Source organism: Nocardia sp. NPDC051463 (assembly GCF_040681975.1).
Taxonomy (GTDB): Bacteria; Actinomycetota; Actinomycetes; order Mycobacteriales; family Mycobacteriaceae; genus Nocardia.
This window is the reverse complement of the sequence record NZ_JBFBAB010000032.1, coordinates 25326-47876: the sequence shown is the minus strand read 5'-3', so window position 1 is coordinate 47876 and position 22551 is coordinate 25326. Positions and strand designations below refer to the sequence as shown.

Below are 22551 nucleotides of genomic sequence, written 5' to 3'. Positions count from 1 at the left end.
GTGTGCCCCGCGACACATCCATGGACACCCTGCCAAGATGGATAAGACGACGGCGGTTCTTCGACATTCTGTACACTCACCGGCGATGGCGGTTCCTGTTAGCTGGGTGTTGTCCCAGCCCGATCTCGCGGTGCGGCTCACAGGCGGCGCGGCAGGCGTCGGCCGCGAGATCGACCTCGTCGTCACCTCCGAACTCGAAAGCCCGTTCCGCTGGCTATCGGGCGGGGAACTACTGCTCACCACCGGGATGCGGTTGCCTGCCGCGCGAGGCGACCGACTGGAGTATCTGCGCGGCCTTGACGAATGCGGTGTCGCCGCAGTCGGATTCGGCACCGGGCTGACCCACGCCGAGGTGCCCGGGGATCTCGCGGACGCGGCCGACGCGATCGGCCTTCCGCTCTTCGAGGTGCCGTTGCCGACGCCGTTCGCAGCCATCGTCAAACGTGTGACCGCGCGGCTGGCGCAGTTGCAATACGACGCACTGCTGCGCGCCTCGCGCGCCCAACCGCGCATGACGAGAGCGCTGGTCAAGGCAGGAGCACAGGCCATCGTCCGCGAATTGGCCGGATCTCTCGGCGCGAAGGTCCTGATGCTGGATTCGACGGGCGCCGTCACCGAATGCCATCCGGGCGCGCCGGATGACGACCTGCTGCGTACAGTGCGCGCGGCGCTGGCCGCGGACCCTGCCGCATCGGCTAGCAGCGTCCACACCGATACGTCGGGGATGTCGATCACCCACCAGCGCATCAGCGTCGGCCGCAGCTCCTATGGCGATCTGGTGGTGGTCAGCCCGGCACCGCTCGGCGCCGTCGATCAGATCCTGCTCGGGCACGCCAACTCGCTGCTCGCGCTCGATTTCGAGAAGCCTGCGCGGCTGCAAGCAGCACAGCACCTGCTCAATAGCACCGCGCTCGGGCTGCTGCTCGGCACCGACGCCGACCTCGCTCCGGCGTGGGCACAGCTGGCCCAGGCCGCCGACGCACAAGGCCGCATCCGTGCCCTGGTCGCCGAGTGCGACACCGCCGGCGCGGTCGCCGGAGTAGGGGTAGCGCTGGAAGGCGCACTCGTCCGAGCCGGGCTTCCCCTGTTCATGCACGTCCGCGAGCGCCAGGTGCTTGTCGTGTTGCCCGCCGCCGAGGGCGCGGCGCCGGCCCGCAGGCTCACGACCGAGATCGACGCCGCGACCAGAAAGCTGGTCCGCCTCGGTTTGAGCGGCGCGCATCCCCTGCACGATCTCACCGAGATGCTGGCGAATGCCGAGCTCGCCGCTGCCGCAGCCGAACGTGGCGGGCCCCCTGCGGAATTCACCGAACTGGCCGGTCGTTCGCTGCTGTCGTTCGACGCCACCAGGCAGGTGCTGAACGCGATGGCCGACACCTTACTCACCCCACTCGTCGACTACGACCGCACACACGGCACCGATCTGCTGAGCTCGCTGCGCGCGTTCCTGGAGTCCAACGGACAGTGGGAATCGGCGGCGGCCGTGACCGGTGCGCATCGGCACACGCTGCGCAAGCGGATCGCCACCGCACAGACTGTGCTGGGCTGCGATCTCGACAATGCCCGGGTGCGCGCGGAGCTGCTGCTCGCGCTACTCGCGCGCGGATCCTGAACCACGACGGCCCGACTCTCGGGCATCACTGCGATATAAGGTCTTCGATCATAGAATTCGACGGATTTCGTTGTTCGCAGCGTCGAATTTCGACGCATCCGATGTTTTCACCACAACTCCCGAGGAAGGACGCAGCGTGTGAGCGATCAGGAGAACCACCGGCCCGCGCCGGTGCTCGACGACATCTCGAAGCGGATCATCGCCCAGCTCCAGGAGGACGGTCGCCGGGCCTACGCCACCATCGGCAAAGCGGTCGGACTGTCGGAGGCGGCCGTTCGGCAGCGGGTGCAGCGGCTGTCGGACGCCGGCGTCATCCAGATCGTCGCCGTCTCGGATCCCCTGCAGGTCGGCCTTTTTCGCCAAGCGATGATCGCGATCACCGTCGATGGACCGTTGCAGCCGGTGGCCGATGCCCTCACCGCCATGGACGAGATCAGTTACGTGGTCGAGTGCGCCGGGCGCTACGACATCCTGTGCGAAGCGGTCTGCGCCGATGACGCGGCACTGCTGGACCTGGCCTCCAACCGGCTGCGCACGCTGCCCGGCGTGCGGCACGCGGAGATCATGGTCTACCTCAAGTTGCGCAAGCAGACCTACAAGTGGAGCACTCGCTGATCGAACAACGAAATCCGCAGCCATATCGACATAGATGATCTTTATTAGTTGCCAATGACGCGTGTGACAGCAGATTTAGTTGCAATGCGCCGGAGGGTGTGGAATAACCGAGTGGACCAGTCCCGCCTCCGAGGAGTCCGTACATGACTGCCACGATCGACTTCCATCCCCTTGCCGCCCCGGACGCCTCGCGCGTCATCCGTGACCACCTGTGGATGCACTTCACCCCGCACACCGGCCTGACCGGCGCGGACGTGCCGGTGATCGTGCGCGGCGACGGCGCCTATGTCTGGGACTCGCACGGCAAGCGGTATCTCGACGGACTCGCGGGCCTGTTCGCGGTCCAGGTCGGCCACGGCCGCGAGGAACTCGCCGAGGCGGCGGCCCGCCAGACGCGCCAACTGGCCTACTTCCCGATCTGGGGCTACGCCCACCCGACAGCGATCGAACTTGCCGAACGTCTCGCCAACGCCGCACCCGGCGATCTCAATCGGGTCTTCTTCACCGTCAGCGGCGGCGAGTCGGTCGAGACGGCATGGAAGCTGGCAAGGCAGTACTTCAAGCTCGTCGGCAAGCCGACCAAGCACAAAGTGATCAGCCGTTCGATGGCGTATCACGGCACCTCGCTCGGTGCGCTGTCGATCACCGGAATCCCCGGCGCGAAGGCCGATTTCGAGCCGCTGGTGCCGAGCACCCAGCGCGTTCCGCACACCAACTTCTACCGCGCCACCGAACACGCCGACGACTACGAGGCCTACGGCCGGTGGGCCGCGGACCGGATCGAAGAGGCCATCGAATTCGAGGGCGCCGACACCGTGGCCGCCGTCTTCCTCGAGCCGGTGCAGAACACCGGCGGCTGTTTCGTGCCGCCACCAGGATACTTCCAGCGCGTCCGCGAGATCTGCGATCGGCACGACGTACTGCTCGTTTCCGACGAAGTGATCTGCGCTTTCGGTCGCCTCGGCCACGATTTCGGCGCGAAGCGCTTCGGCTACCAGCCCGATATCCTCACCACCGCAAAGGGACTCACGTCCGGGTACGCCCCGCTGGGTGCGGTGCTCGTCAGCGACCGGCTGATGGAACCGTTCCAGCACGGCGCCACCTTCATGCACGGCTCCACCTACGGCGGCCACCCCGTTTCCTGCGCGGTCGCGCTCGCCAATCTCGATCTCATCGAACGCGACGGCATCTACGAGCACGTGCTCGCCAACGAGTCCGCGTTCCGCTCCACCCTGGAAAAGCTCTCCGACCTGCCCATCGTCGGCGATGTCCGCGGCACCGGCTACTTCTACGCGGTGGAGCTGGTCAAGGACCGCGACACCAAGGAGCGCTTCACCGACGAGGAAGCCAACCGCATCCTGAAGGGCTATGTCTCCAAGGCAATGTTCGAGGCGGGCCTGCACTGCCGCGCCGACGATCGCGCCGAACCGGTCATCCAGTTGGCCCCGCCGCTGATCTGCGACCAGACTCAGTTCGACGAGATGGAACAGATCCTGCGCCACGCGCTCACCGGAGCTTGGGCCCAACTCTGAGCCACGCACGGCTGCTGACTCACACCGTCGGTGACGCCAGTTGACTCGACAGCGAAGGCGGCGCCGCGGCAGCTCGATCGACGCAGGGACGTAGGCGGATTCGCAAGCGCGCCTAGGGTTTCTGCGCGATGTCGAATCGGGTCGTCTCGCTGTCCCTGATCACGGAGACTCACTGAGTGGAAGTCGCAGGCGCTGTAGACCCCGCTCCGGCGCCGGAGTCAAGAGTTGGAGTCAGTACTCGAAGAGTTGAAGCCACTGCGTCCGCGATCCGACGTGCGAGGTCGATGTACTCGTGTGCGCGCTCACCACTCACATCGACGTCGTCAGCATGGGCGATCTGGCCACGCAGCAGTGACAGCTCGTAGACAACATCCGCCTCGGGAGGACTCAGAAGACCTCGTTCCACAGCGAAACGTGCCACCTGATTGGTGCCACCCCGCCGCTGGAGCCTGCCCACATTGGGGTCATCGACCTTGCCGATCAGCTCACGCAACAGGATGTCGACGCTCGCAAACGTGGTCAGAATCGCAGCGCGGGGCTCGATGTCGGCCACCAAGTGTGCCTGTTCGAAGACATCGCGGGGTGCCGCCGGCGCGGCGTCGTCGGCGCGTGCCGACCGCCCGGTAGCAGGCTCGCCGACCTCGGTGCGTGCGTGGTCCAGTCGGTCCCATTCGATCTCGACACCAGTCGCCCCCGCTTTGAGCCGCGCAATCGGTCCGGCGGTGAGCGCTCTGGTGATAGGTGTGCGCAGCATCCAGACGATAATCACCACGAAGACGGGCCACGCGAGGCTGCCGACCAGTGAACTGACGAGTTCAACTGCACCCATGAGGATTTCACGCTCCCGATTGCAGATACACCGCACGATCTGGAGACCTGGACGTTACGCGGCCCGCATTGACCGGTCAACGGATGGGCTTTGGGCCGTAATCCCTCCATCCGCCCGGCCGCAGGGCGCCAGGCGGGAGCACTTCCCGAGTCATCGAGACGCACGGCCCCTGATCTCGAGAAGGCATGCGAAGCTGATCGACCAGCCTCAGGCCGGAAAGGATCGACCGGTCAATAGGCGTTGACGCGGCGCGCTCGCGGTGAGCTCAGCTCTCCTGCCAGGCTGTGGGGAAAGCTGACCGTGTTCGGATCGCCGTCGGAGGTGTAGCGCTGATCGGGGTGGTCGGCGAGCCGGTCGAGCCAGTAGACCGAGTCGAAAGCGACCTCGCCTTTGCCGGATCGGATACGTGGAACGCCCATGGGGTCGATCGCGCCGAACGGCGAGGGGGCGGGCTCGGCTCCGACCAGCATCACGGCGTCGAATGTGTACAGGGTGCCGTCCCAGTTGCCTCCGGCGGCGAGCGAGTGCTCGGCCGGGAATATCCCGAGGGGCAATGCCATGGTGCGTATGTTATTCCGAGGTGCGGCGGATTCGATGGCGCGAACGTTTTCCGCTAATTCGCGCTGCACGCCCACGACGTCCAGACTCGCCAGGTTGGCGTGGGTCGCGGTGTGCGCACCGATCTCGTATCCGTGTTCGGCCAGCCACGGCAGCGCTCGTGGGTCATCGCCGAAAGGCTCGTTATTGACGTAGAAGGTGGCCCTTGGCGTGAAGTCCGGATTCCTGGCGGCGAATTCCGTGAGAATGCCCAACGCAGTATCCGGGGCGATGGTGCCGTCGTCGGCGAACCGGACCTGGCTGCTGGTCGAGTCGTCGAAGGTGAGTACCACAGGATGAGTGCCCGCGGGGAGGTCGATCCGGCCGGAAATGTAATCGGCGGCGGTCACCGGGCGGTAGCCCTCTCGGTAGAGTCGTTCGAGTTCGAGGCCGAATTCTGTTGCCGTCTGGTCGTATTCGCTGACCGGTGACGACGTGAGCTGGTGGTACATCAGGACGGGCACCAGCCCGAGTTCGTTCGCCGCAACCGCTGCCGCATCGGGCAACGAACTCGTCGGCGGCGGCATACTTTCGACGACAGCGGTGCCGGGATCTGTCGGCGTTTCGCAGGCGATGATCGCGGCGAATGCCACGACCGACACGATAATGATGAGTCCGATGCGAGTATTCCGCGGCACCGATCCAACATTACGTGGCGGCGGGTGAGTTCGGCTTCGAGAAACGCGGAAATACGTGCCTGCTTTCGGTGTCCAGAGTGGATAGTGAGGGAAAGCGAGGAACGAAAGTTGGTGCGCACGTTGAACAAACTGGTCTTGCCTACAGGACGAGGTCGACTGCTGGCAATAGCGGTTATCGCAGCTTTATCAATTCTGGTCGCTTCGGTAACCCTTGGCGCGTTCCGCGCAGAACCCGAGGGTTTGACGCTGACGGGGCTCCCACAGGGCGTTGTCGGCGCGAGCGCCATGGCCGCGCTGGAATTGCGGGTAGACGCCCTCGGTCACGACCCGAAGGACGTGCGACTCGAGCTCGACGGCACACCCGTCACCGGCGCGGTCGCGGGCACTACCGTCAGCTACCGGCCCGGCGACCTCGCCGACGGCACCCACAGGTTCACCGCGGAGATCCGGTCGGGCGGCCTGCCCGGCTTCTTCAAAGCCGGCCCCGGCGTCACCAAGACATTCACCGTCGACACCGAGCCACCGGCGCTGGAGCTCAGCCCGCCCGCGAGTGTGCCCTCCTACCGCCATGCTGTCGTGTTGCGCGGCAGGGCAACCGGTGCCCACCACGTCTCGGTCGGCGATCGGTCGGCACCGACCGCCACGGATGGGTCTTTCGAGATCACGTTGCCGCGCGCACCGATCGGCGCGGAGATAGTCGCCGTCGACGCGGCGGGCAACACAGCGTCGATGGCCATCAACGCCGCTCTCGACATGCCACGAATCAAGGCGGTGCACGTCACCGCCCTTGCGTGGATGCACGAGGGTCTGCGCGCGGGCGTGCTCGACATGGCGCGCGAAGGACGCATCAATACCGTCCAACTCGACATCAAGGACGAGGACGGCGTCGTCGGCTACGACTCCCAGGTGCCGCTGGCCCGGGAATCGGGCGCTACCGCCGGGATCTACGACGCCCGCGCGGCATTACGGGAGCTGCACGACATGAACCTGAGCGTAGTCGGCCGAATAGTGGCATTCCGCGATCCGACGATGGCGGAATGGGCCTGGCGTGCGGGACATCGGGACTGGGTCATCCAGAACCCCTCCGGCCAGCCGTATTCCAGTCACTACGGCCCTATTGCCTTCACCAACTTCGCCAATCCCGAGATCCGGAAATACAACATCGACCTCGCCGCCGAAGCCGCCGAACTCGGCTTCGACGGGATCATGTACGACTACGTCCGACGTCCGGACGGCGCCCTGGCGCAGATGCAATTCCCCGGCTTGACCGACACTCCCAGCACGTCGATCGCACAGTTCCTCCACGAGAGCCGTGACCCGGTGCAGGACAGGGGCGCTCATCTCGGTGCCGCGGTCTTCGGGATCGCCTCGACCCGGCCGGACGCGATCGCCCAGGACATTCCCTTGATCGCCCAGTACGTCGACTACGTCGCGCCGATGCTCTACCCGTCGCATTGGAACCCGGGTGAATACGATGTCGCGCACCCCAACGCACAGCCCTACGACATCGTGTTCCGCTCACTGGCGGACTTCAACACGCTGACCGCGGGCACACACGCGGACGTCATCCCATGGTTGCAGGACTTCAGCCTCGGGGTGAACTACGGCGACGCCGAGGTCCGGGCGCAGATCGATGCCGCCGCGGCCGCGGGCGACAACAGCTTCTTCCTCTGGAACGCCGCGACTCGCTATCACGCCGAGGCCATCACGCCGAACTGACACTCCGCAGTACTTCTATCAGCAGAGTCTCAACATAGGACCCCTATGCTGAGGTCATGAGACGGACTTCTTTCGCACGCTGGCCATGCTCGGTCGCACGGACCATGGACCTGCTCGGCGACTGGTGGACGCCGCTGGTACTGCGCGAAGCGTTCTACGGGATTCGGCGCTTCGACGAGTTCCGCCACGAGCTCGGGATCGCCCGCACCACCCTTTCCGAACGGCTGCACCGGCTGGTCGAGGAAGGACTGCTGGAAAAGCAGGCATACCAGCACGAGCCGGTGCGCTACGAGTATCTGCTCACCGAGAAGGGCGCCGACTTCTGGAGCGTGTTGCTCGCCATGTCGAAGTGGGGCGATCGGTGGCTCGCCTCCGAGGAGGGGCCACCGGTCGTCCTGCACCACACCCGGTGCGGTCACGACACCCAGGTGAACGTCGTCTGCGCACATTGCGGCGACCCGGTCCCTGTCGAGGAGTCCCGCATGCGGATGGGGCCCGGATATCCACCGCATCTGGCCGAGCGGCCCGAGATCGCCCGGCGGTTCGCAGAGGAGTAACCCATTTTTCGCCGCTTGACATGCTAAGTCTATCTACGGGACTATCCCTCGCGAGGCATGTCACAGAGAGGTGGTTGCTATGGAGTGGACGGGCGCCAAGTACGCCGACTGCCCGACTGCGGAGGTCGAGACGTGGATCGAAGCTCCGCCACGGCGGGTCTGGGAGATCGTCACCGATGTCGAGTCGATGCCGCAGATGAGCCAGGAACTGCAAGCAGCGAACTGGCTCGACGCGGTGGGGCCCGCCGTCGGCAGCGCGTTCGTCGGCACGAACAGTCACCCGGCGCTCGGCGAGTGGTCGACAACCTCCTACGTGGTCGAATGCGACCCGGAGCGGGTATTCGCCTGGGCGGTACAGGATCCCGACAATCCGACAGCCACCTGGCGCTTCACCCTGCAGGCCCGCGACGGCGGCACCCAGCTGCGCCAGTGGGTCCGGATGGGTCCCGGTCGGTCCGGGCTCTCGCAAGCGATCGACCAGATGCCGGACAAAGAAGAAAAGATCGTCTTCGTACGGATGCGGGAGTTCGAAACCGCGATGACCGCAACGGTCGCCGCCGTCAAGCAGCGCGCGGAATCCGCGGGTGACCGGTGAGGACCGCGACCACGATCGAGGCGTCCGACGCCGCGGGGCAGACGCTGGACTTCGTGCTCGAGGCCGAGAAGCTCGGCCTCGACATCTGCTGGGTCGCGGAGGCCTGGGGCTCGGACGCACCGTCGGTGCTCGGCTACCTGGCCGGCCGTACCAACCGAATCCTCCTGGGCTCCGGCATCATTCAACTCGGCACCCGAACACCGGTGGTCATCGCCCAGACCGCACTCACGCTCGCCGACCTGTCCGATGGGCGATTCCTGCTCGGGCTCGGCGCCTCGGGTCCGCAGGTCATCGAGGGCCTACACGGCGTCCGCTTCGACCGGCCACTGACCCGCATGCACGAGACGGTGCAGATCATCCGCCGCGCCTTGGCCGGGGAAAAGATCGCGTTCTCCGGCAAGGTATTCCAGATCCCGTTGCCCGGCACGGCCCGGCCGATGCGGCTGTCGAAGGCCGCGAATCCCGACATCCCCATCTATCTCGCCACCCTCTCCCCCAAAATGCTGGAACTGACCGGCGAAATCGCCGACGGCTGGCTCGGCACCAGCTTCGTGCCAGAAGGTGCCGCCGCCTACTTCGACCACCTCGACGCCGGACTCGCCAACGCCGGCCGCACCCGCGCGGACCTCGACACCTGCCAGGGCGCCGAGGTCGCCCTCTTCGACGACGAAGAACTGCTGCGGTCCCACATCCATAGCCGCAAAGGGGAACTCGCGTTCAGCATCGGCGGCATGGGCAGCGCCGACACCAACTTCTACAACGCCGCCTACAGCAGGCAGGGCTGGTCCGAGGTCACCGGCGAGATCCGCGAACGCTGGCAGGCAGGTGACCGTGACGGCGCCACCGCCCTGATCACCGACGACATGGTCTTGGCCACCACGTTGATCGGCACCGAACCCATGGTCCGCGGCCGACTCCGAGTCTGGCGCGACGCGGGCATCGATACCGTCCGGCTGTATCCCGCAGGCGCAACCCTGCCCGAGCGCCTCGCCACCCTCGGCCGCGCCATCGAACTCGTCGCCGAGGTCGACTGACCCCCCGGTCCAGGTACGGCGGAGTGTTCTGTTTCAGATGGTCACTACGATTGCCGCAAGCGCTGAGCGACAACCGTATTCACGGCTGCTGGACGGCAGGCGCGCAGCAGTGCTCCGTGGCCGACTCCCGGCTTTCGTCCGAAGCGACCGACAATCGGCAACAGCACGAGGCTTCGATCGGAACATCCGCCATGGCGGCTGCCAGTTTCAGCTGTTGGCCGATGACCATGGCTTCGCCGGTCTTACCGAGCCGCCTCAGACACTCGTGATAACCGTGCAGGCTCCACACATTCGCGGGATGCTGTGCGGCGCGCGGCAGACTGTCGTCGATGCCGAGATCGGCGCGGTAGACGGCTTCGGCCTCGCGCACGTGACCTTGTTCGAGCAGTAGCGCGCCGTAAGCGTGCCTGGTCGGCTGCATCCAATCCCACGGTTCGTCGTAGGGCAGATGATCGTCGATTTCGATCGATCGCCGCAGAGCTTCGAATGCCTTGTCGTAGTTGCCTTTTCGGTAGTTCAGTTCGCCCTCCAGCATGGCCGAGGCGACGGCGAGGATATCGCGGCAGGTGTTGTTGAACAACGTCCTGGTCTCGGGGACTCGGTCGAGCGCGGCATGGAACAGGCGCTGCTGCTGGTGTGCCTGCGGGATGTCGTCGGTCGCCGAGTACGCGACGCCCTTGGCGTAGTGCAGCATTGCCGTGCTGACGCAGTACAGGTCCTGGTCTTTCGGGAGCGGGAGGTCGATGATCTCCGGCCATTTGCCGAACCTGACGAGCACGTGTGCCCGCATCGACAGAAAGCCCTCAAGCCAGTCGGCCATCGGCGGAACCCGCACCCGCAGAAGTTGTTCGGAGATCGAGTTCTCCAGCTGCGCCACCGTGTCCAGTGCTACTTCGTATTGCCCGAGGAACATCGCGCCGTACACCTTGAAGTGATAGTTGTGGGCGCGATACAACGTGTAGAAGTTGATCTCGCCTGCCTGCTGCACATATTTCCGGTCCGCGACGATGGCCGCAGAGTTGGACGAGACCACGGCCCGATAGTCACCACACAGCACGTCGATGTGCGAGGGCATGTGCTCGAGATGACCGGCATCGGGCACCAGCCCGCGCAACCGATCGGCCGCAGGCCGCGCGGTTTCCGGCGTCGCCGACATCTCCATCAGGTGGATGTACATGTGCAGCACACCAGGGTGCGCCCGGCCTGTTTCGCTGCGCAATGCCCGATCGAGCACCGCCTTGGTCTCCACCGCACCCGCGCCCGGTTCGCCGGTGTGCTGGTCCCACAGGCCCCACGGTGTCAAGTTCATCAAGGCATCGGCGAAGAGGGCGGCCACGTCGATGTCGTCGGGGAACCGCTCGTAGACCGCGCGCATCGCGTCGGCGTAGTCGCGATTCCACGCCGAGCCGTCGCCGTCGGGCCGGTCGCACTGGTAGCGCGCGGCGAGCGATTCGATGAGTGCACGTTCGACCGGCGCCACCGAGCCCCCGAGTTCGAGCGCCCGCCGCGTCGCCTCGAACGTGCGGGTGACGATGTCGGCCAACTCGGCCTCGTCGAAGAACTCCCACGGCTTGTTGTAGTTGGGGCCGAGCGCATAGGCCAGGCCCCACTGTGCCATCGCGCAACCCGCATCCTCATCGGACGCCAGGGAGAAACACCGAACCGCTTCTTCATGATTGAAGGCATAGGTCCAGATCAGCCCCCGGTCGAACCATCGCTGGGCGGCGGCCGACGGCGTCCTCACCGGTCGCGTATATGTCCCGAGATCGTAGTAATCCACAGCCATCTCCTCCAAGCCCCCACGACGAGTCGAGCACAGCATCGGCGATGATCGTGCCATCGCCTGCCCGTACCGCGACAAGGTCCCCGGCGGTGTCGCCCGACGCCGCCGGATCGGGGATGCTCCAATGGATCCACCGCGGATCGTCGCCGCAGTCGGGTCAGACCTCGGACAGTTCGGTCGACAGCCGCGACCACAACGGAGGAACGAACGCTGGGACGGCTTGACGGGAAGGCGTCATGAGCAGTAGCACCGAAAAGATCGCAAGAGGGTGATCGAACCGGCCGAATCGGGTCTGTGACGGGAGCGTGGTGGCCGAGACAATGCCGACGGATTCGCCGGACGAGCTCCGCCGGAGCCTGGGAGTGACCGATGCTGTCCTCATCGGGCTCGGCTCCATGATCGGGGCCGGGATTTTCGCGGCCCTCGCTCCAGCGGCACGAGCGGCGGGATCGGGGCTACTGCTCGGGCTCGCGATAGCGGCGGTGGTCGCGTACTGCAATGCGACCTCGTCGGCGCGGTTGGCCGCGCGGTATCCGGCCTCCGGCGGCACGTATGTGTACGGGCGCGAACGGCTCGGGGACTTCTGGGGGTATCTCGCGGGGTGGTGTTTCGTGGTCGGCAAGACCGCCTCCTGTGCGGCCATGGCGTTGACCGTCGGCGCTTACGCGTGGCCGGAGCAGGCACACGCCGTCGCGGTCGCGGCGGTCGTCGCGCTGACCGCGGTGAACTATCGCGGCATACAGAAATCGGCGCTGGTGACCAGGGCGATCGTCACGATCGTGCTGGCCGTGCTCGCCGCGGTGGTTGCCGCGGCGTTCACCTCCCACGCCTCCGACCTCGCACGGCTGGAATTCGGTTCCGACATCACCGTGGTAGGGGTATTGCAGGCGGCGGGTCTGTTGTTCTTCGCCTTCGCCGGATACGCGCGGATCGCGACACTCGGTGAGGAAGTTCGCGACCCGGCGCGCACGATTCCCCGCGCGATCCCACTCGCGTTGGGCTGCGCCCTGCTCGTCTACACGATTGTCGTGGTCGCGTCACTGGTAGCGCTGGGGCCGCGGGGACTGTCCGAGGCGGGCGCGCCGCTGTCGGACGTGGTCCGGGCGGCCGGCGTCGAGCAGTTGGTACCGGTAGTGCGGGTCGGAGCTGTGATCGCTGCGCTGGGATCGCTGTTGGCGTTGATCCTCGGTGTCTCGCGCACGACACTGGCGATGGCACGCGACCGGCACCTGCCGCACGCACTGGCAGCAGTGCATCCCCGGTTCGCGGTGCCATACCGCGCCGAAGTGGCCGTCGGGGTCATCGTAGCCGTCGCCGCCGCGACCACCGATGTCCGTGCCGCCATCGGATTCTCCTCCTTCGGCGTGCTGCTCTACTACGCCATCGCGAACGCGGCCGCCTGGACACTGACACCGACCGAGGGGCGGCCGGTGCGGCTGATCCCGGCGATCGGCCTGCTCGGCTGTCTCCTCCTCGCCTTCACCCTGCCGATGGCGTCGGTCCTGGCAGGCACGGCCGTCGTAGCCGTCGGCGCCGCGATCTACACCGTCCGCCGCAAATTCGTCACCGGTTCGGCCACATCCTGATCCTCGCGGGACTGCTCATGCGACCGCGGAGATTCCGATGATCATCGACGTGCTCGGCGCCCTGCTGATCACGAAACCGCCTATCAGGATGGGCAATTGGTCACAGTTCACCAGCAGATCCTCCGGCGATGGATCGCCGGAATCGCCGGTCAGAACAAGGTCATCGGTTCGACCGGCAGCGGCTCGGGCAGCGGCGCCAATTCCGGGAGCCGCGCCTGTATCTCGTCGTAGAACCGGCGCGCGAGATCCAAAGAGCTTGCGTTGTCCGGGGTATGGAGGAAGACGGTCGGCGATCGACCGTCTCGCAACCAGTCGACAACCGTATCGAGCCACGGCTGCCAGCCCTCGATCGTGCGTTCTTCCGCATCCCGCCCGTGATACCGAACAATCGGGAACTCGGTGAGCGCCCGCATACGACGCGGCAGGCGCGGCTTCTTCGACCGCGCCTCGGCCTCGGCCGGACTGGTCGACGGGCCCTCGAAAAGCACTGTCGTGTCGAAAGGTATCCACTCCGCATCGACAGGTGCTAGCACGCTTTCCAATTGCCGTGCGGCGGAATCGCTCTCGAAGAAAGCCGGATGCCGAACCTCGACAGCTGATCGATATGCGCGCGGGAGCCTGCGCAGGAACGTGGCAAGCGCGCCGAGATCGTTCGGGCCGAAGGAGCCGGGCAACTGCACCCACAGCGCGTGCGCGCTCGCCCCGAGCGGCTCGATGGCGTCGAGATACGCGCGCATCTCGACGTCGACCCCTGCCAACCTGCGCTCGTGGGTGACCGTCTTCGGCAGTTTGACCACGAACCGGAAGTCGGGCCCGACCTGTTCGGCCCACGATTGCACCGTCCGTCGCTGCGGTGTCGCATAGAAGGTGGTGTTGCCCTCCACCGCATTGCACCACTCGGCATAGGACCGCAACTTCTCGCTCGCCATGGGCTGCCGTTCCTGCCAGGCGGCGTGCGTCCACATCGCACATCCCACGTGAAGCCGCATACCCACGACGCTAGCGCAGACCGGTGACAGCGGCGATCGCGTCCGCGAGGCCGGTCAGCGCGGTGGAGCAGCCGACATCGAGAGTGAGCGCGGCGAATTCGTCGCCTCGGGTCCCACCTCTGTTGATGATGGCGACGGGCCGCCCGTGTTTCGCCGCGTGCCGGACGAAACGCAGGCCCGACATGACGGTCAGCGAAGAACCGGCGACCAGCAGGACCTCGGCCTCGTCGACGAGGTCGAAGGCGGCGGCGACGCGATCCTTGGGGACGCTTTCGCCGAAGTACACGATGTCGGGTTTGAGCATGCCGCCGCAGTGGGCGCAGTCGACCATGCGGAAGCTTTCGGTGTCGGCGATCACCGCGTCGGCGTCCGGCGCCACCTCGACTCCACTGGCCGTCGCATCGGCCGCGAACCCCGGGTTCGCCGCGTCCAATCGCTCGGCGAGCGTCATGCGGGAGATAAGCGCTTCGCAGCCCAGGCAGCGCACCCGCGCGTAGGTCCCGTGCAGGTCGATCACCCGACGGCTGCCCGCCTTGGTGTGCAGCAAATCGACGTTCTGGGTGATCAACCCGGTGACGATGCCCATCACCTCGAGTCGGGCCAGCGCGCGATGCCCGGGATTGGGGCGGGAGCCGTCCATGGCACGCCAGCCGATGTGGTTGCGGGCCCAATACCGCCGCCGGAAGACCGGATCCCCGACGAACTGCTGGTAGGTCATGGGATTGCGAACCGGAGAGGTGGGGCCACGATAGTCGGGGATGCCGCTGTCGGTCGACACGCCGGCACCGGTCAGCACCGCCACCCGGCGGCCGTTGAGCAGCTCGAGCAGCCGGTCGAAGTCCGCATCAATGCTCGGTTCCGCGATTACCGACATGAAATCAGAGTACGGCGGCGCGCCACACCCGATCCGGCACGTCCGCGTTCGCGGCGGCCGGGGGGTTGTCGGTCCGGGAATTGCGCCGCGGCTGCCCGCCCGGGTTTGCCACTGCGGAATTCGACGACAATCGCGATGCCGATTTCGACAGCGTGGTGCGGTGACTCGCGCCTCAGACCGCCCCGGTCCGCTGGTTGGCCAGGAAGGCTGCCATCGCCTCGGCGACCGCGGCGGGTCGATCGAGCATGGACAAGACATAGGCATCATCGATCTCCACGAGCCTGCCCTTGGGCAGCAACTGCGCGAGCCGACGACCGTGGTCCCTCGGCATCACCTTGCCCGCCGACGACCACAGCACCAGGGCGTCACCGGAAAAGTGCTGCAATGCCTCGGTATTTGCGATCAGCTCAGGTCCATGGAAGTCCGACTTGGCGTACTTGATCAGGTCCCGCCGAATTGCTCTGTCGCGCAGCGCCGGTTCGGTCCACCCATGCATAAGGTCGTCAGGCAGCGGATTACGCGCCATCAACCCCATCAGCAACGGCGAGTTGCGCAAGAACCGGATCCGCAACTGCCGCAACGCCAGGGCGACCCCGCCGGGAATCGCGACCGCGATGGCGACCATCTTGCCCGGCAGTCCGGGCGGAAAGTTGTCGAACGCCTCGCACGGCAGCACGATCAATCGGGCCACCCGCCGATCGAGACCGTATGCGGTGAGGAACAGTCCACCACCCCAGTCGCTGTGCACCAATGTCACCTCGCGCAGATCGAGCGCGTGGAGGAAGTCGGCGATGATCTGATTCTGCCCACGCAGCGAGAGATCCGTGCCGGGATTCATCGGCGTCGCGTGCGCGCCGAGCGGCAGATCGGGCAGCACATAGCGAAATCCGCTCGGCAACAGGTCGATCACGCGATCCCACACGGTGTGGTTCATCAAAAGACCGTGGAGCAGCACCACGGGCGGGCCCTCGCCACGCTCGACATAGTGAATCCGACCAGCGGCAATATCGACTGCCGGCATCGCAGCACCTCCGCTGGAGTAGTCGCTCTAGAGCATTTGCTCTAGTCTTACGGAGTGGCCGAGAAGATGTCAACCAGCACCAGGGAGCGGATCCGCACGGCGATGGCGGAGCTGATGCGCACACAGGGCTACGGCGCGACCACCGTCAAGCAGGTGAGCGAGCTGGCGCAGGCACCGATGGGCTCGCTCTATCACCACTTCCCGCAGGGCAAACAGCAGATCGCGGCTGAAGCACTGCGAGCGGCGGGCGCCGCCTACATCCAACTACTGCCGATGCTGATGGATCCGCACGAGGATTTGCGCGCGGCGGTGACCGCCGCCTTCACGGATGCCGCCGCGCAGATGGAACAGGCGGGCTGGCTCAATATGTGCCCGGTCGTCACGATCGCAGGCGAAATCGCCGACAGCGAACCAGCACTGCGTGCGGTCACCGCCGAAATCCTCGACTCGTGGATCGCTCGCGGCACCGAATACTTCGTCCTGCGTGGGCTCGATGTCCTGCAGGCGCGCGAGTTCACGCTCGCACTCCTGAGCGCACTGGAGGGGGCTTTCATCCTCAGCCGCACCCTGCATTCGACCGAGCCCCTGCGAGCCGCAGGTCGCGCGCTGGCAGTTCAGCTGGTCGGCGACACGATGTAGCTACCGCGGTTGTTCCGGCTCCGGCTGCGCCTGGGCCGGCTGGGCCGGCTGTGGCTGCGCCTGGGCCGGCTGCGGCTGCACCAACTTGGGTCGGTCCGCCCAATGCGTCGTGCCATCGGCGGCCATGATCGTGCTGACCAGATCGACACCCGCGGCGAGCAGAACAGGACCACCGACAGCGATGGTTCCGATGATCCCGCCGATCCCTGCGCCGGTGAGGAATCCAGCGATGCAGCCCGCGGCAATGGTGACCACGCAACCGATGGTCGCGCCGACCGCGGTCCCGATGAAACCGCCGATCGCGGTGGCCAGGCCGAATTGGCTGGCGAATTGGTTTCTGGCACGCTCGTTCTCGAGCATCGAAGCCACCGGCTTGACGGCAACCGGCTGCGAGATGGCCAGCCCCGCCGGCTTCCTCGGCGTCAACGCCAGCACCGTGCCGTCCTTCTGCACGGCCGGTTCGACCGGGATTCCGGTCTGCGCGATACGGAAGTCGAGCGGCAGCGTCAGCACGGTGCGACCCGTGCTGTCCTCGAGGTCGACCACGTCGACCACGTCGGCGATATCGGCGGCCTTACCCGTGGCGTCGACCAGCGTGCCGTCCCGCTCGACAAGACGACCGTCACCGCCTGCGGCCAGCACACCCGCGAGCGCTTTCGACAGTTCGAAAGTGCCGCCCTTCACGGTGGTCACCACGGCCTTGTCCACTAGCTTGACCGAGTACGTGATGTCGGGCTGTGCAGGCTCCACGGTGGGTTCGGCGTGGACGATGCCTGTACCAAGGGTCACGGCGCCGATAACCAGGGCAGCCGCTGTTGTGCTGTCGCAAAGCCTCATTCGGTTTCCATTCCGTCATCAGGGGCAATTGATTTGCTGCTCCTGCACACCGATGCTCGAACCAGTTCCGCACTCGCGATACTCCCCAATCGACTGTGCCGACACGCACGACGAGGAGGCAGAGGGGAGCATAGCCGAGCGGCCCGCGAGATGCGAGCGGCTACGCCGCCCGCGAGATGCGAGCGGCTACGCCCCAGAGAACCGGTGACGGCGGATCGATTCGCGGTGTCGGCCAGTACCGTTCGACGAACGGCACCGGCCGGGCACCGCCCTACCCGACGGTAGCCTGCGCCGTTTCCTTCGGCGACTCGGCAGAGCGCGACCGCAGCAGCACCAGGCCGAGCAACGCGGCGGCGATGCTGAAGCCCGCGCTGATCCACGCTCCGGTGGACATAGCGGTCGTGAAGGCCGACTTCGCCGGCTCGACATAGCCGAGTTGGAAAGCTGCGCCGATGGATTCGCGTGCCGCGTCCGGGGCATCCGCAGGCATGTTCGAGGTGAACACCCCTGCGAGAACGCTGCCCAGAATCGCGATGCTGATCGCCATGCCGACCTGCTGCAGGGTGTCGTTCATCGCCGAGCCGACGCCGGCATGCTCGAGTGGGATCGCACTCATGATGGCGGCGTAGGCGGCCGGACCGGCGAGGCCGCCGCCGATACCCATCACCAGCATGCTCCCCAGCACCGCGAAGTATCCGGTGCCGAGGGCCAGGATGCCGAAGGCCACGCCCATCACGAGCAGCCCTGCCACGATGAGCGTCTTATTGCTGAGCTTTTGCCCCAGCGTCGCGCCGAGACCGTTGCACACCGCGGCGGCCACGGCGTACGGCAGCAGCGCGAGACCGGCCTTCATCGGCGAGTAGCCGAGTACGAACTGTAGGTACTGGGTGAGCATCAGCATGATCGCGCCCATACCGAACACCATGAGCAGCAGTGTGAGTGCCGTGCCGGTGAAGTCGCGCTTACGGAAGACCGCCAGCGGCAGCATCGGGTGCGCGGATCGGCCCTCCCAAACCGCGAAAGCGATGAACGCCGCGATCGCCAGCACGATCATCCCGATGTTCCACTCACGTTCGATGATCACGTAGACCGTCGAGCCGAGCGCGGTGATCGACAGCACTACGCCGAGCAGATCCACCGGGCGCTGCTCTCCTGTCGATTCGGGCATCAGCACGATCGCGGCGACGATGGCCGCCGCCGCGACCGGAATATTGAGTAGGAACACCGAGCCCCACCAATAGTGTTGCAGCAGGAAGCCACCCAGCGTCGGCCCGAGCACAATGCCCACCATCGAGACGGTGGACCAGGCGGCCATCGCCTTGCGCCGCTCGTCTTCGGCGAAGGTGGTCATCAGGATCGACAGCGTCGACGGCATCAGCAGCGAGCCACCGACGCCCATGGCCGCCCGTGCGGCGACGACCTGCCACGGTTGGGTGGCCAGCACGGCGAACAGGGATGCCGCGCCGAACACCGCAAGGCCGACGATCAGCATTCGACGCCTACCGAATCGGTCCGACAGGCTGCCCGCGGTGAGCAGCAAACCGGCGAACACTAGGACGTAGGCGTCCAGAATCCACTGCACATCCGACGGCGAGGCGCCGAGCTCGCGAATGAGCGACGGGATAGCGATATTGAGCACGGTGCCGTCGATCATCAACACCAGCAAGGACAGACAGAGGACCCCGAGAATCCACCAACGGCGGGGGTCTCGTACAACGTTCGATTCCACTCGCACACCGTACGATAGAATCGAACAGTGTGCGAGCGAATTATGCTGGCCCAATGACCAAGCAGTTCACCTCGGTGTGGACCCGCGAACCTCGCCAACCCAAAACGGCAGGCCTGCGTCGCGACCAAATCGTTGCTGCCGCAGTCGAACTCTTGGACGCCGAGGGGCGAGAGGCGCTGAGCATGCGCAAGCTCGGCGCCAAACTCGGCGCGGGCGCGACCAGCCTCTACTGGCATGTCGCGAACAAGGACGAACTACTGGAGCTGGCCCTCGACGAAATCTGGGGCCTGGTGGACACTCCGGAACCCGACGAGGCCTCGTCGTGGCGCGAAGTGGTGACGACCTTCGCCTACAGCTTGCGCGTCACCATGCTCGCCCACCCGTGGGTGGCGTCCATGGCAGTCCAGATGCCGAGCATCGGCCCGAATTCGCTCCGCCTCGGCGACCGGCTGCGCCGCACTTTCCTCCGTGCGGGCTTCGCTGGCGTGGACGTCCACCTCGCCACCAGCACAGTGATGAGTTACGTTCTCGGCCAAGTCATTCCGGCGATCGCGACGGACAAGGCATTCGACGGCGACCTGAACACAGCGAACATGATGGAGTTGATGGAGCAGATCGGCCACGACTACCCCGAGATGATGGCGGATTACCGCACGACCGTGCCGACCGACCCGGATGTCGCCCGCGCCATGGCCTTCGACTTCGGCTTGCTGTGCGTCATGGACGGCCTCGAAGCGCGGCTGCGCGCGGCGCCGAAGTCCTGATACCGCCGCTACCCGCAGAGGGCGGCATCGACCAGGGCGTTCATAGCCCCTAGGAATACGCCCATGCCCAGGAAGACGGTGAGCTCGTTCGTGCTGATGGTCACCGCCCGGTTAGTGGTCGCTGCGCCGAAGACGAGGAAGCCGTTCATCGCGCCACCGTGGCTCCAGGTTTCCATGCCACAGCTGTTGATGCGACGGAACAGGCCGAGACCCACCTCGGGGGGCCGGGCCGGATGGTTGGTGCGGATGGTGCGCGTCATCTCGGCCTGCACTTCGGGTGGCAGCAGCCGCCCGGATACCAAGGCCATGAAGAATCGGTTCAGGTCCGCACCGGTGGACACCAGCGCGCCGTCGGAAAGGCCCCAGTTCGGGTCGATGTCGGTGATGTCGACGCGGGTGCCGCTGAAATTGTGATACCCGCGCGGATGCGGTTGCCGAATCACGTTCTCCACCGGGAACAATGGCCAGTAAGTACTGGTCAGCCCCAACGGCACCAGGATTCTGCGGGTGACCTCGACACCGACCGGAGCCCCCGTGACCTGCTCGATCAACTCCCCTGCCAACAGGTAGTTGGTGTTGGAGTAGCCGAAGGCCGAGCCGGGGGTGAAATCGGACGGATGGTCGAGAGCGAGCCGGATCAGCTCATCGGCCGGCCGAGACCGCCGCAATGCGTCTGCGGAATCGAGGTCGAGGTAGCGGAAATAGTTGGGAATACCACTGGTGTGCTGCAAGAGATTCCGGACGGTGATCACCCGGCCGTCGCCACCTGGCCCGTAGACCCGCCCCGGGAGATACCGCTCCAGCGGAGCGTCGAGTTCCACGCGATGTTCAGCCACCAATTGCAGCACGACCGTCGCGACGAAAGTCTTGGTGTTGCTGGCTATCCGTACCTGAGCGTTATCCGGAAAAGCCGCGCCGGTCGCCACATCTCCCACACCGCTGTTGATCTGGGTGTCGGTTCCGTGCTCGGTGAGCACCAGTTGCGCACCGGGCACCAAGGTGTCCTTCACCAGCTCGTCCAGACCGACCTGCAGCACCTGCGCTCGCACCGAGAATTCCGGGTCGGCACTCGACGCCGATGTCAGTGCCAGTGGCGAAACCATCACTACCACAGCCGAAACCGCCGTCATCGCCAACCGTCTCATCGGGCCCCATCCTGCTCGGCCAGTGACCATCCCGCTGCTCGGTGACCATTCGTGGCTGGAGTTCGAGTACTGCATGAGGCAATACCCGGACGGGTCCCGTTCGGTTCGAACCGACGCCGTACTGCAACCACCGACAATGCGGTCTCACTTCCGCTCGACGAACTCCTTGATACGGTTCAGCGTTTTCCGCATGCCATCACGATTGGTCTTCCCGCGGGCCCGACCGGCCACCAGCCAGTACAGCCGCAGCCCGAGGATGTCGGCGAGCCGGAACGACTCGGTGACGTCGGTGCCGCCATCGACCGTCTCGAACCGGTAGCTCCAGGTGTTGACCGCCATCCCGCCGGGACCGAGCACCGTAAAGGTGAACTCACGGCCCGGCTCGCAGGCGTCGATCCGGCAGACCGTCCAATACTTCAGACCCCAGCCATTGCGGTTGACGTGGCCACGGAACTTGACGCCGACGGCGGGTGCGGTCGCGCCACCGAGCCATTCGGCGCCGAATGTTTCCGGGCTGAACCGGCCGGTATTGGTGATGTCGCTGACCAATTCCCAGATCTCTTCGGCAGGCGCAGCCATCCGAACTGTCACGCTATCGTGCATATTCGAACGCTATCACCGAGCGTGCGCACCAAGACCTGACAGCGACGCGGCGGTCGATGGCGCCAGCTCGAAGTCGGCCCGAGGTAGGGCCCCGCCCACTCGGCCTCGGCACGGTACGCCTGTTCGCTCCGGCTGTCGAGCAACCGGAGGCGAAGTCGCCCGCAACGCGCAACCTCGGCCTACTCCCCTTGCCGGCGCGCGGCGATCGAGGGCCGGATCGCGTCGGCATTTTCGGAGCTCGGCCCGGCGCCAGCAGCTGGTCGCGGAACGCGGGCCGTTTCGGTACATCGACCGCGAAGGCGTGCAGCGCCGCGCGCCCCCGTCGAGGTTATCGATTGCAGTCGCCTGAGGAGGTAGCGCCCGATAGCGTTCGAGTCGAATACTCACAAATCGACCTCGAGAGGTGGGGCATGCACGCGTTCCGGAATGCCGTCGAAGCCGGCGACGCGGCCGCCGTCGAAGCACTGCTGGCCGACAACGTCGTCTTCAACAGCCCGGTGGCATTCAAGCCGTACCCGGGCCGAGCCATCACCGCCGCCATCATCCGCGGCGTCATGCGAGTCTTCGAAGATTTCCGCTACGTTCGCGAGATCGCCGACATCAACGGGCTCGACCACGCCTTGGTCTTCGAGGCGAAGGTCGACGGCAAGCAGCTCACCGGCTGCGATTTCATCCACCTCGATGCCGACGGCAAGATCGATGACCTCATGGTCATGGTCCGCCCGCTGTCGGCGGCCAATGCGCTCGCCGAGGCCATGGGCGCCCAGTTCGACCAGATCCAACGCGAGGCCGCCGAGCAGATCGAGCGAGAAGCCGCCGGCGCATAGGCGCTGGTACGCGCCCGCTCGCCGAT

21 protein-coding genes are annotated in these 22551 nt (G+C 66.0%); 11 read left to right on the top strand and 10 right to left on the bottom strand.

Features of this window, described 5'->3' with window-relative positions; all coding sequences use genetic code 11:
- The first annotated feature begins 85 nt into the window (after nt 1-85).
- The 3 genes from AB0M74_RS30075 to AB0M74_RS30065 all read left to right on the top strand — a co-directional run bounded on the left by AB0M74_RS30075 (nt 86) and on the right by AB0M74_RS30065 (nt 3759).
- On the top strand, nt 86-1612 hold the full coding sequence (locus tag AB0M74_RS30075; protein ID WP_366529672.1) for a PucR family transcriptional regulator ligand-binding domain-containing protein: 1527 nt from the start codon (nt 86-88) through the stop codon (nt 1610-1612).
- A gap of 138 nt (nt 1613-1750) precedes the next feature.
- Nucleotides 1751-2227 (top strand): Lrp/AsnC family transcriptional regulator, encoded by a 477-nt coding sequence (locus AB0M74_RS30070; protein ID WP_366529671.1) that lies wholly within the window; start codon nt 1751-1753, stop codon nt 2225-2227.
- A gap of 143 nt (nt 2228-2370) precedes the next feature.
- Nucleotides 2371-3759, top strand: coding sequence for an aspartate aminotransferase family protein (locus AB0M74_RS30065; protein ID WP_366529670.1), 1389 nt, complete (start codon nt 2371-2373; stop codon nt 3757-3759).
- A 169-nt stretch (nt 3760-3928) separates the two neighbouring features.
- Here the strand turns inward: AB0M74_RS30065 and AB0M74_RS30060 are convergent, their stop codons facing one another.
- Entirely contained in the window at nt 3929-4588 is a 660-nt protein-coding gene (locus tag AB0M74_RS30060; protein WP_366529669.1) for a hypothetical protein, read from the bottom strand.
- Between the two features lie 230 nt (nt 4589-4818).
- Complete coding sequence (locus AB0M74_RS30055) at nt 4819-5778, bottom strand: polysaccharide deacetylase family protein (protein ID WP_366529668.1); 960 nt, start codon at nt 5776-5778, stop codon at nt 4819-4821.
- A 156-nt stretch (nt 5779-5934) separates the two neighbouring features.
- On the opposite strand from AB0M74_RS30055, the gene AB0M74_RS30050 reads away from it, so the two are divergent.
- From AB0M74_RS30050 to AB0M74_RS30035, 4 genes are all read left to right on the top strand, one after another.
- On the top strand, nt 5935-7542 hold the full coding sequence (locus AB0M74_RS30050; RefSeq protein WP_366529712.1) for a putative glycoside hydrolase: 1608 nt from the start codon (nt 5935-5937) through the stop codon (nt 7540-7542).
- A 56-nt stretch (nt 7543-7598) separates the two neighbouring features.
- Entirely contained in the window at nt 7599-8099 is a 501-nt protein-coding gene (locus AB0M74_RS30045; RefSeq protein WP_366529667.1) for a helix-turn-helix domain-containing protein, read from the top strand.
- A 79-nt stretch (nt 8100-8178) separates the two neighbouring features.
- The gene (locus AB0M74_RS30040; protein WP_366529666.1) at nt 8179-8694 is read left to right on the top strand and encodes an SRPBCC family protein; all 516 of its coding nucleotides are present in this window, start codon (nt 8179-8181) and stop codon (nt 8692-8694) included.
- A complete protein-coding gene (locus AB0M74_RS30035; protein ID WP_366529665.1) occupies nt 8691-9728 on the top strand; it encodes an LLM class flavin-dependent oxidoreductase in 1038 nt (345 codons plus the stop codon). The genes AB0M74_RS30040 and AB0M74_RS30035 overlap by 4 nt, the downstream gene beginning before the upstream one ends.
- Before the next feature lie 79 nt (nt 9729-9807).
- Here the strand turns inward: AB0M74_RS30035 and AB0M74_RS30030 are convergent, their stop codons facing one another.
- On the bottom strand, nt 9808-11514 hold the full coding sequence (locus AB0M74_RS30030) for a hypothetical protein (protein ID WP_366529664.1): 1707 nt from the start codon (nt 11512-11514) through the stop codon (nt 9808-9810).
- A 317-nt stretch (nt 11515-11831) separates the two neighbouring features.
- Here AB0M74_RS30030 and AB0M74_RS30025 point away from each other — a divergent pair, with 317 nt between their 5' ends.
- Nucleotides 11832-13097 (top strand): APC family permease, encoded by a 1266-nt coding sequence (locus AB0M74_RS30025; RefSeq protein WP_366529711.1) that lies wholly within the window; start codon nt 11832-11834, stop codon nt 13095-13097.
- A gap of 149 nt (nt 13098-13246) precedes the next feature.
- Here the strand turns inward: AB0M74_RS30025 and AB0M74_RS30020 are convergent, their stop codons facing one another.
- From AB0M74_RS30020 to AB0M74_RS30010, 3 genes are all read right to left on the bottom strand, one after another.
- Nucleotides 13247-14026 carry a DUF72 domain-containing protein gene (locus AB0M74_RS30020; RefSeq protein WP_366529663.1) on the bottom strand — a complete coding sequence of 260 codons (780 nt, stop codon included), beginning with the start codon at nt 14024-14026 and terminating at the stop codon, nt 13247-13249.
- A gap of 70 nt (nt 14027-14096) precedes the next feature.
- Nucleotides 14097-14960, bottom strand: coding sequence for a Sir2 family NAD-dependent protein deacetylase (locus AB0M74_RS30015; RefSeq protein WP_366529662.1), 864 nt, complete (start codon nt 14958-14960; stop codon nt 14097-14099).
- A gap of 172 nt (nt 14961-15132) precedes the next feature.
- Nucleotides 15133-15981: an alpha/beta fold hydrolase gene (locus AB0M74_RS30010; protein ID WP_366529661.1), complete on the bottom strand. Its 849-nt coding sequence runs from the start codon at nt 15979-15981 to the stop codon at nt 15133-15135.
- A gap of 54 nt (nt 15982-16035) precedes the next feature.
- Between AB0M74_RS30010 and AB0M74_RS30005 the strand changes: the two genes are divergently transcribed.
- Entirely contained in the window at nt 16036-16620 is a 585-nt protein-coding gene (locus tag AB0M74_RS30005; protein ID WP_366529660.1) for a TetR/AcrR family transcriptional regulator, read from the top strand.
- Here AB0M74_RS30005 and AB0M74_RS30000 read toward each other — a convergent pair whose 3' ends face one another.
- Both AB0M74_RS30000 and AB0M74_RS29995 read right to left on the bottom strand, forming a co-directional pair.
- Nucleotides 16621-17409 (bottom strand): hypothetical protein, encoded by a 789-nt coding sequence (locus AB0M74_RS30000; RefSeq protein ID WP_366529659.1) that lies wholly within the window; start codon nt 17407-17409, stop codon nt 16621-16623.
- A 319-nt stretch (nt 17410-17728) separates the two neighbouring features.
- Nucleotides 17729-19186, bottom strand: coding sequence for an MFS transporter (locus AB0M74_RS29995; RefSeq protein ID WP_366529658.1), 1458 nt, complete (start codon nt 19184-19186; stop codon nt 17729-17731).
- A gap of 53 nt (nt 19187-19239) precedes the next feature.
- Between AB0M74_RS29995 and AB0M74_RS29990 the strand changes: the two genes are divergently transcribed.
- Nucleotides 19240-19950, top strand: a complete 711-nt coding sequence (locus AB0M74_RS29990) for a TetR/AcrR family transcriptional regulator C-terminal domain-containing protein (RefSeq protein WP_366529657.1) — start codon at nt 19240-19242, stop codon at nt 19948-19950.
- Between the two features lie 8 nt (nt 19951-19958).
- On the opposite strand, the gene AB0M74_RS29985 is transcribed toward AB0M74_RS29990, so the two are convergent.
- Nucleotides 19959-21095, bottom strand: a complete 1137-nt coding sequence (locus AB0M74_RS29985) for a serine hydrolase domain-containing protein (protein ID WP_366529656.1) — start codon at nt 21093-21095, stop codon at nt 19959-19961.
- A 144-nt stretch (nt 21096-21239) separates the two neighbouring features.
- Entirely contained in the window at nt 21240-21698 is a 459-nt protein-coding gene (locus AB0M74_RS29980) for an SRPBCC family protein (RefSeq protein ID WP_366529655.1), read from the bottom strand.
- Between the two features lie 410 nt (nt 21699-22108).
- Between AB0M74_RS29980 and AB0M74_RS29975 the strand changes: the two genes are divergently transcribed.
- The gene (locus tag AB0M74_RS29975) at nt 22109-22525 is read left to right on the top strand and encodes a nuclear transport factor 2 family protein (RefSeq protein WP_366529654.1); all 417 of its coding nucleotides are present in this window, start codon (nt 22109-22111) and stop codon (nt 22523-22525) included.
- Nucleotides 22526-22551 lie beyond the last annotated feature (26 nt).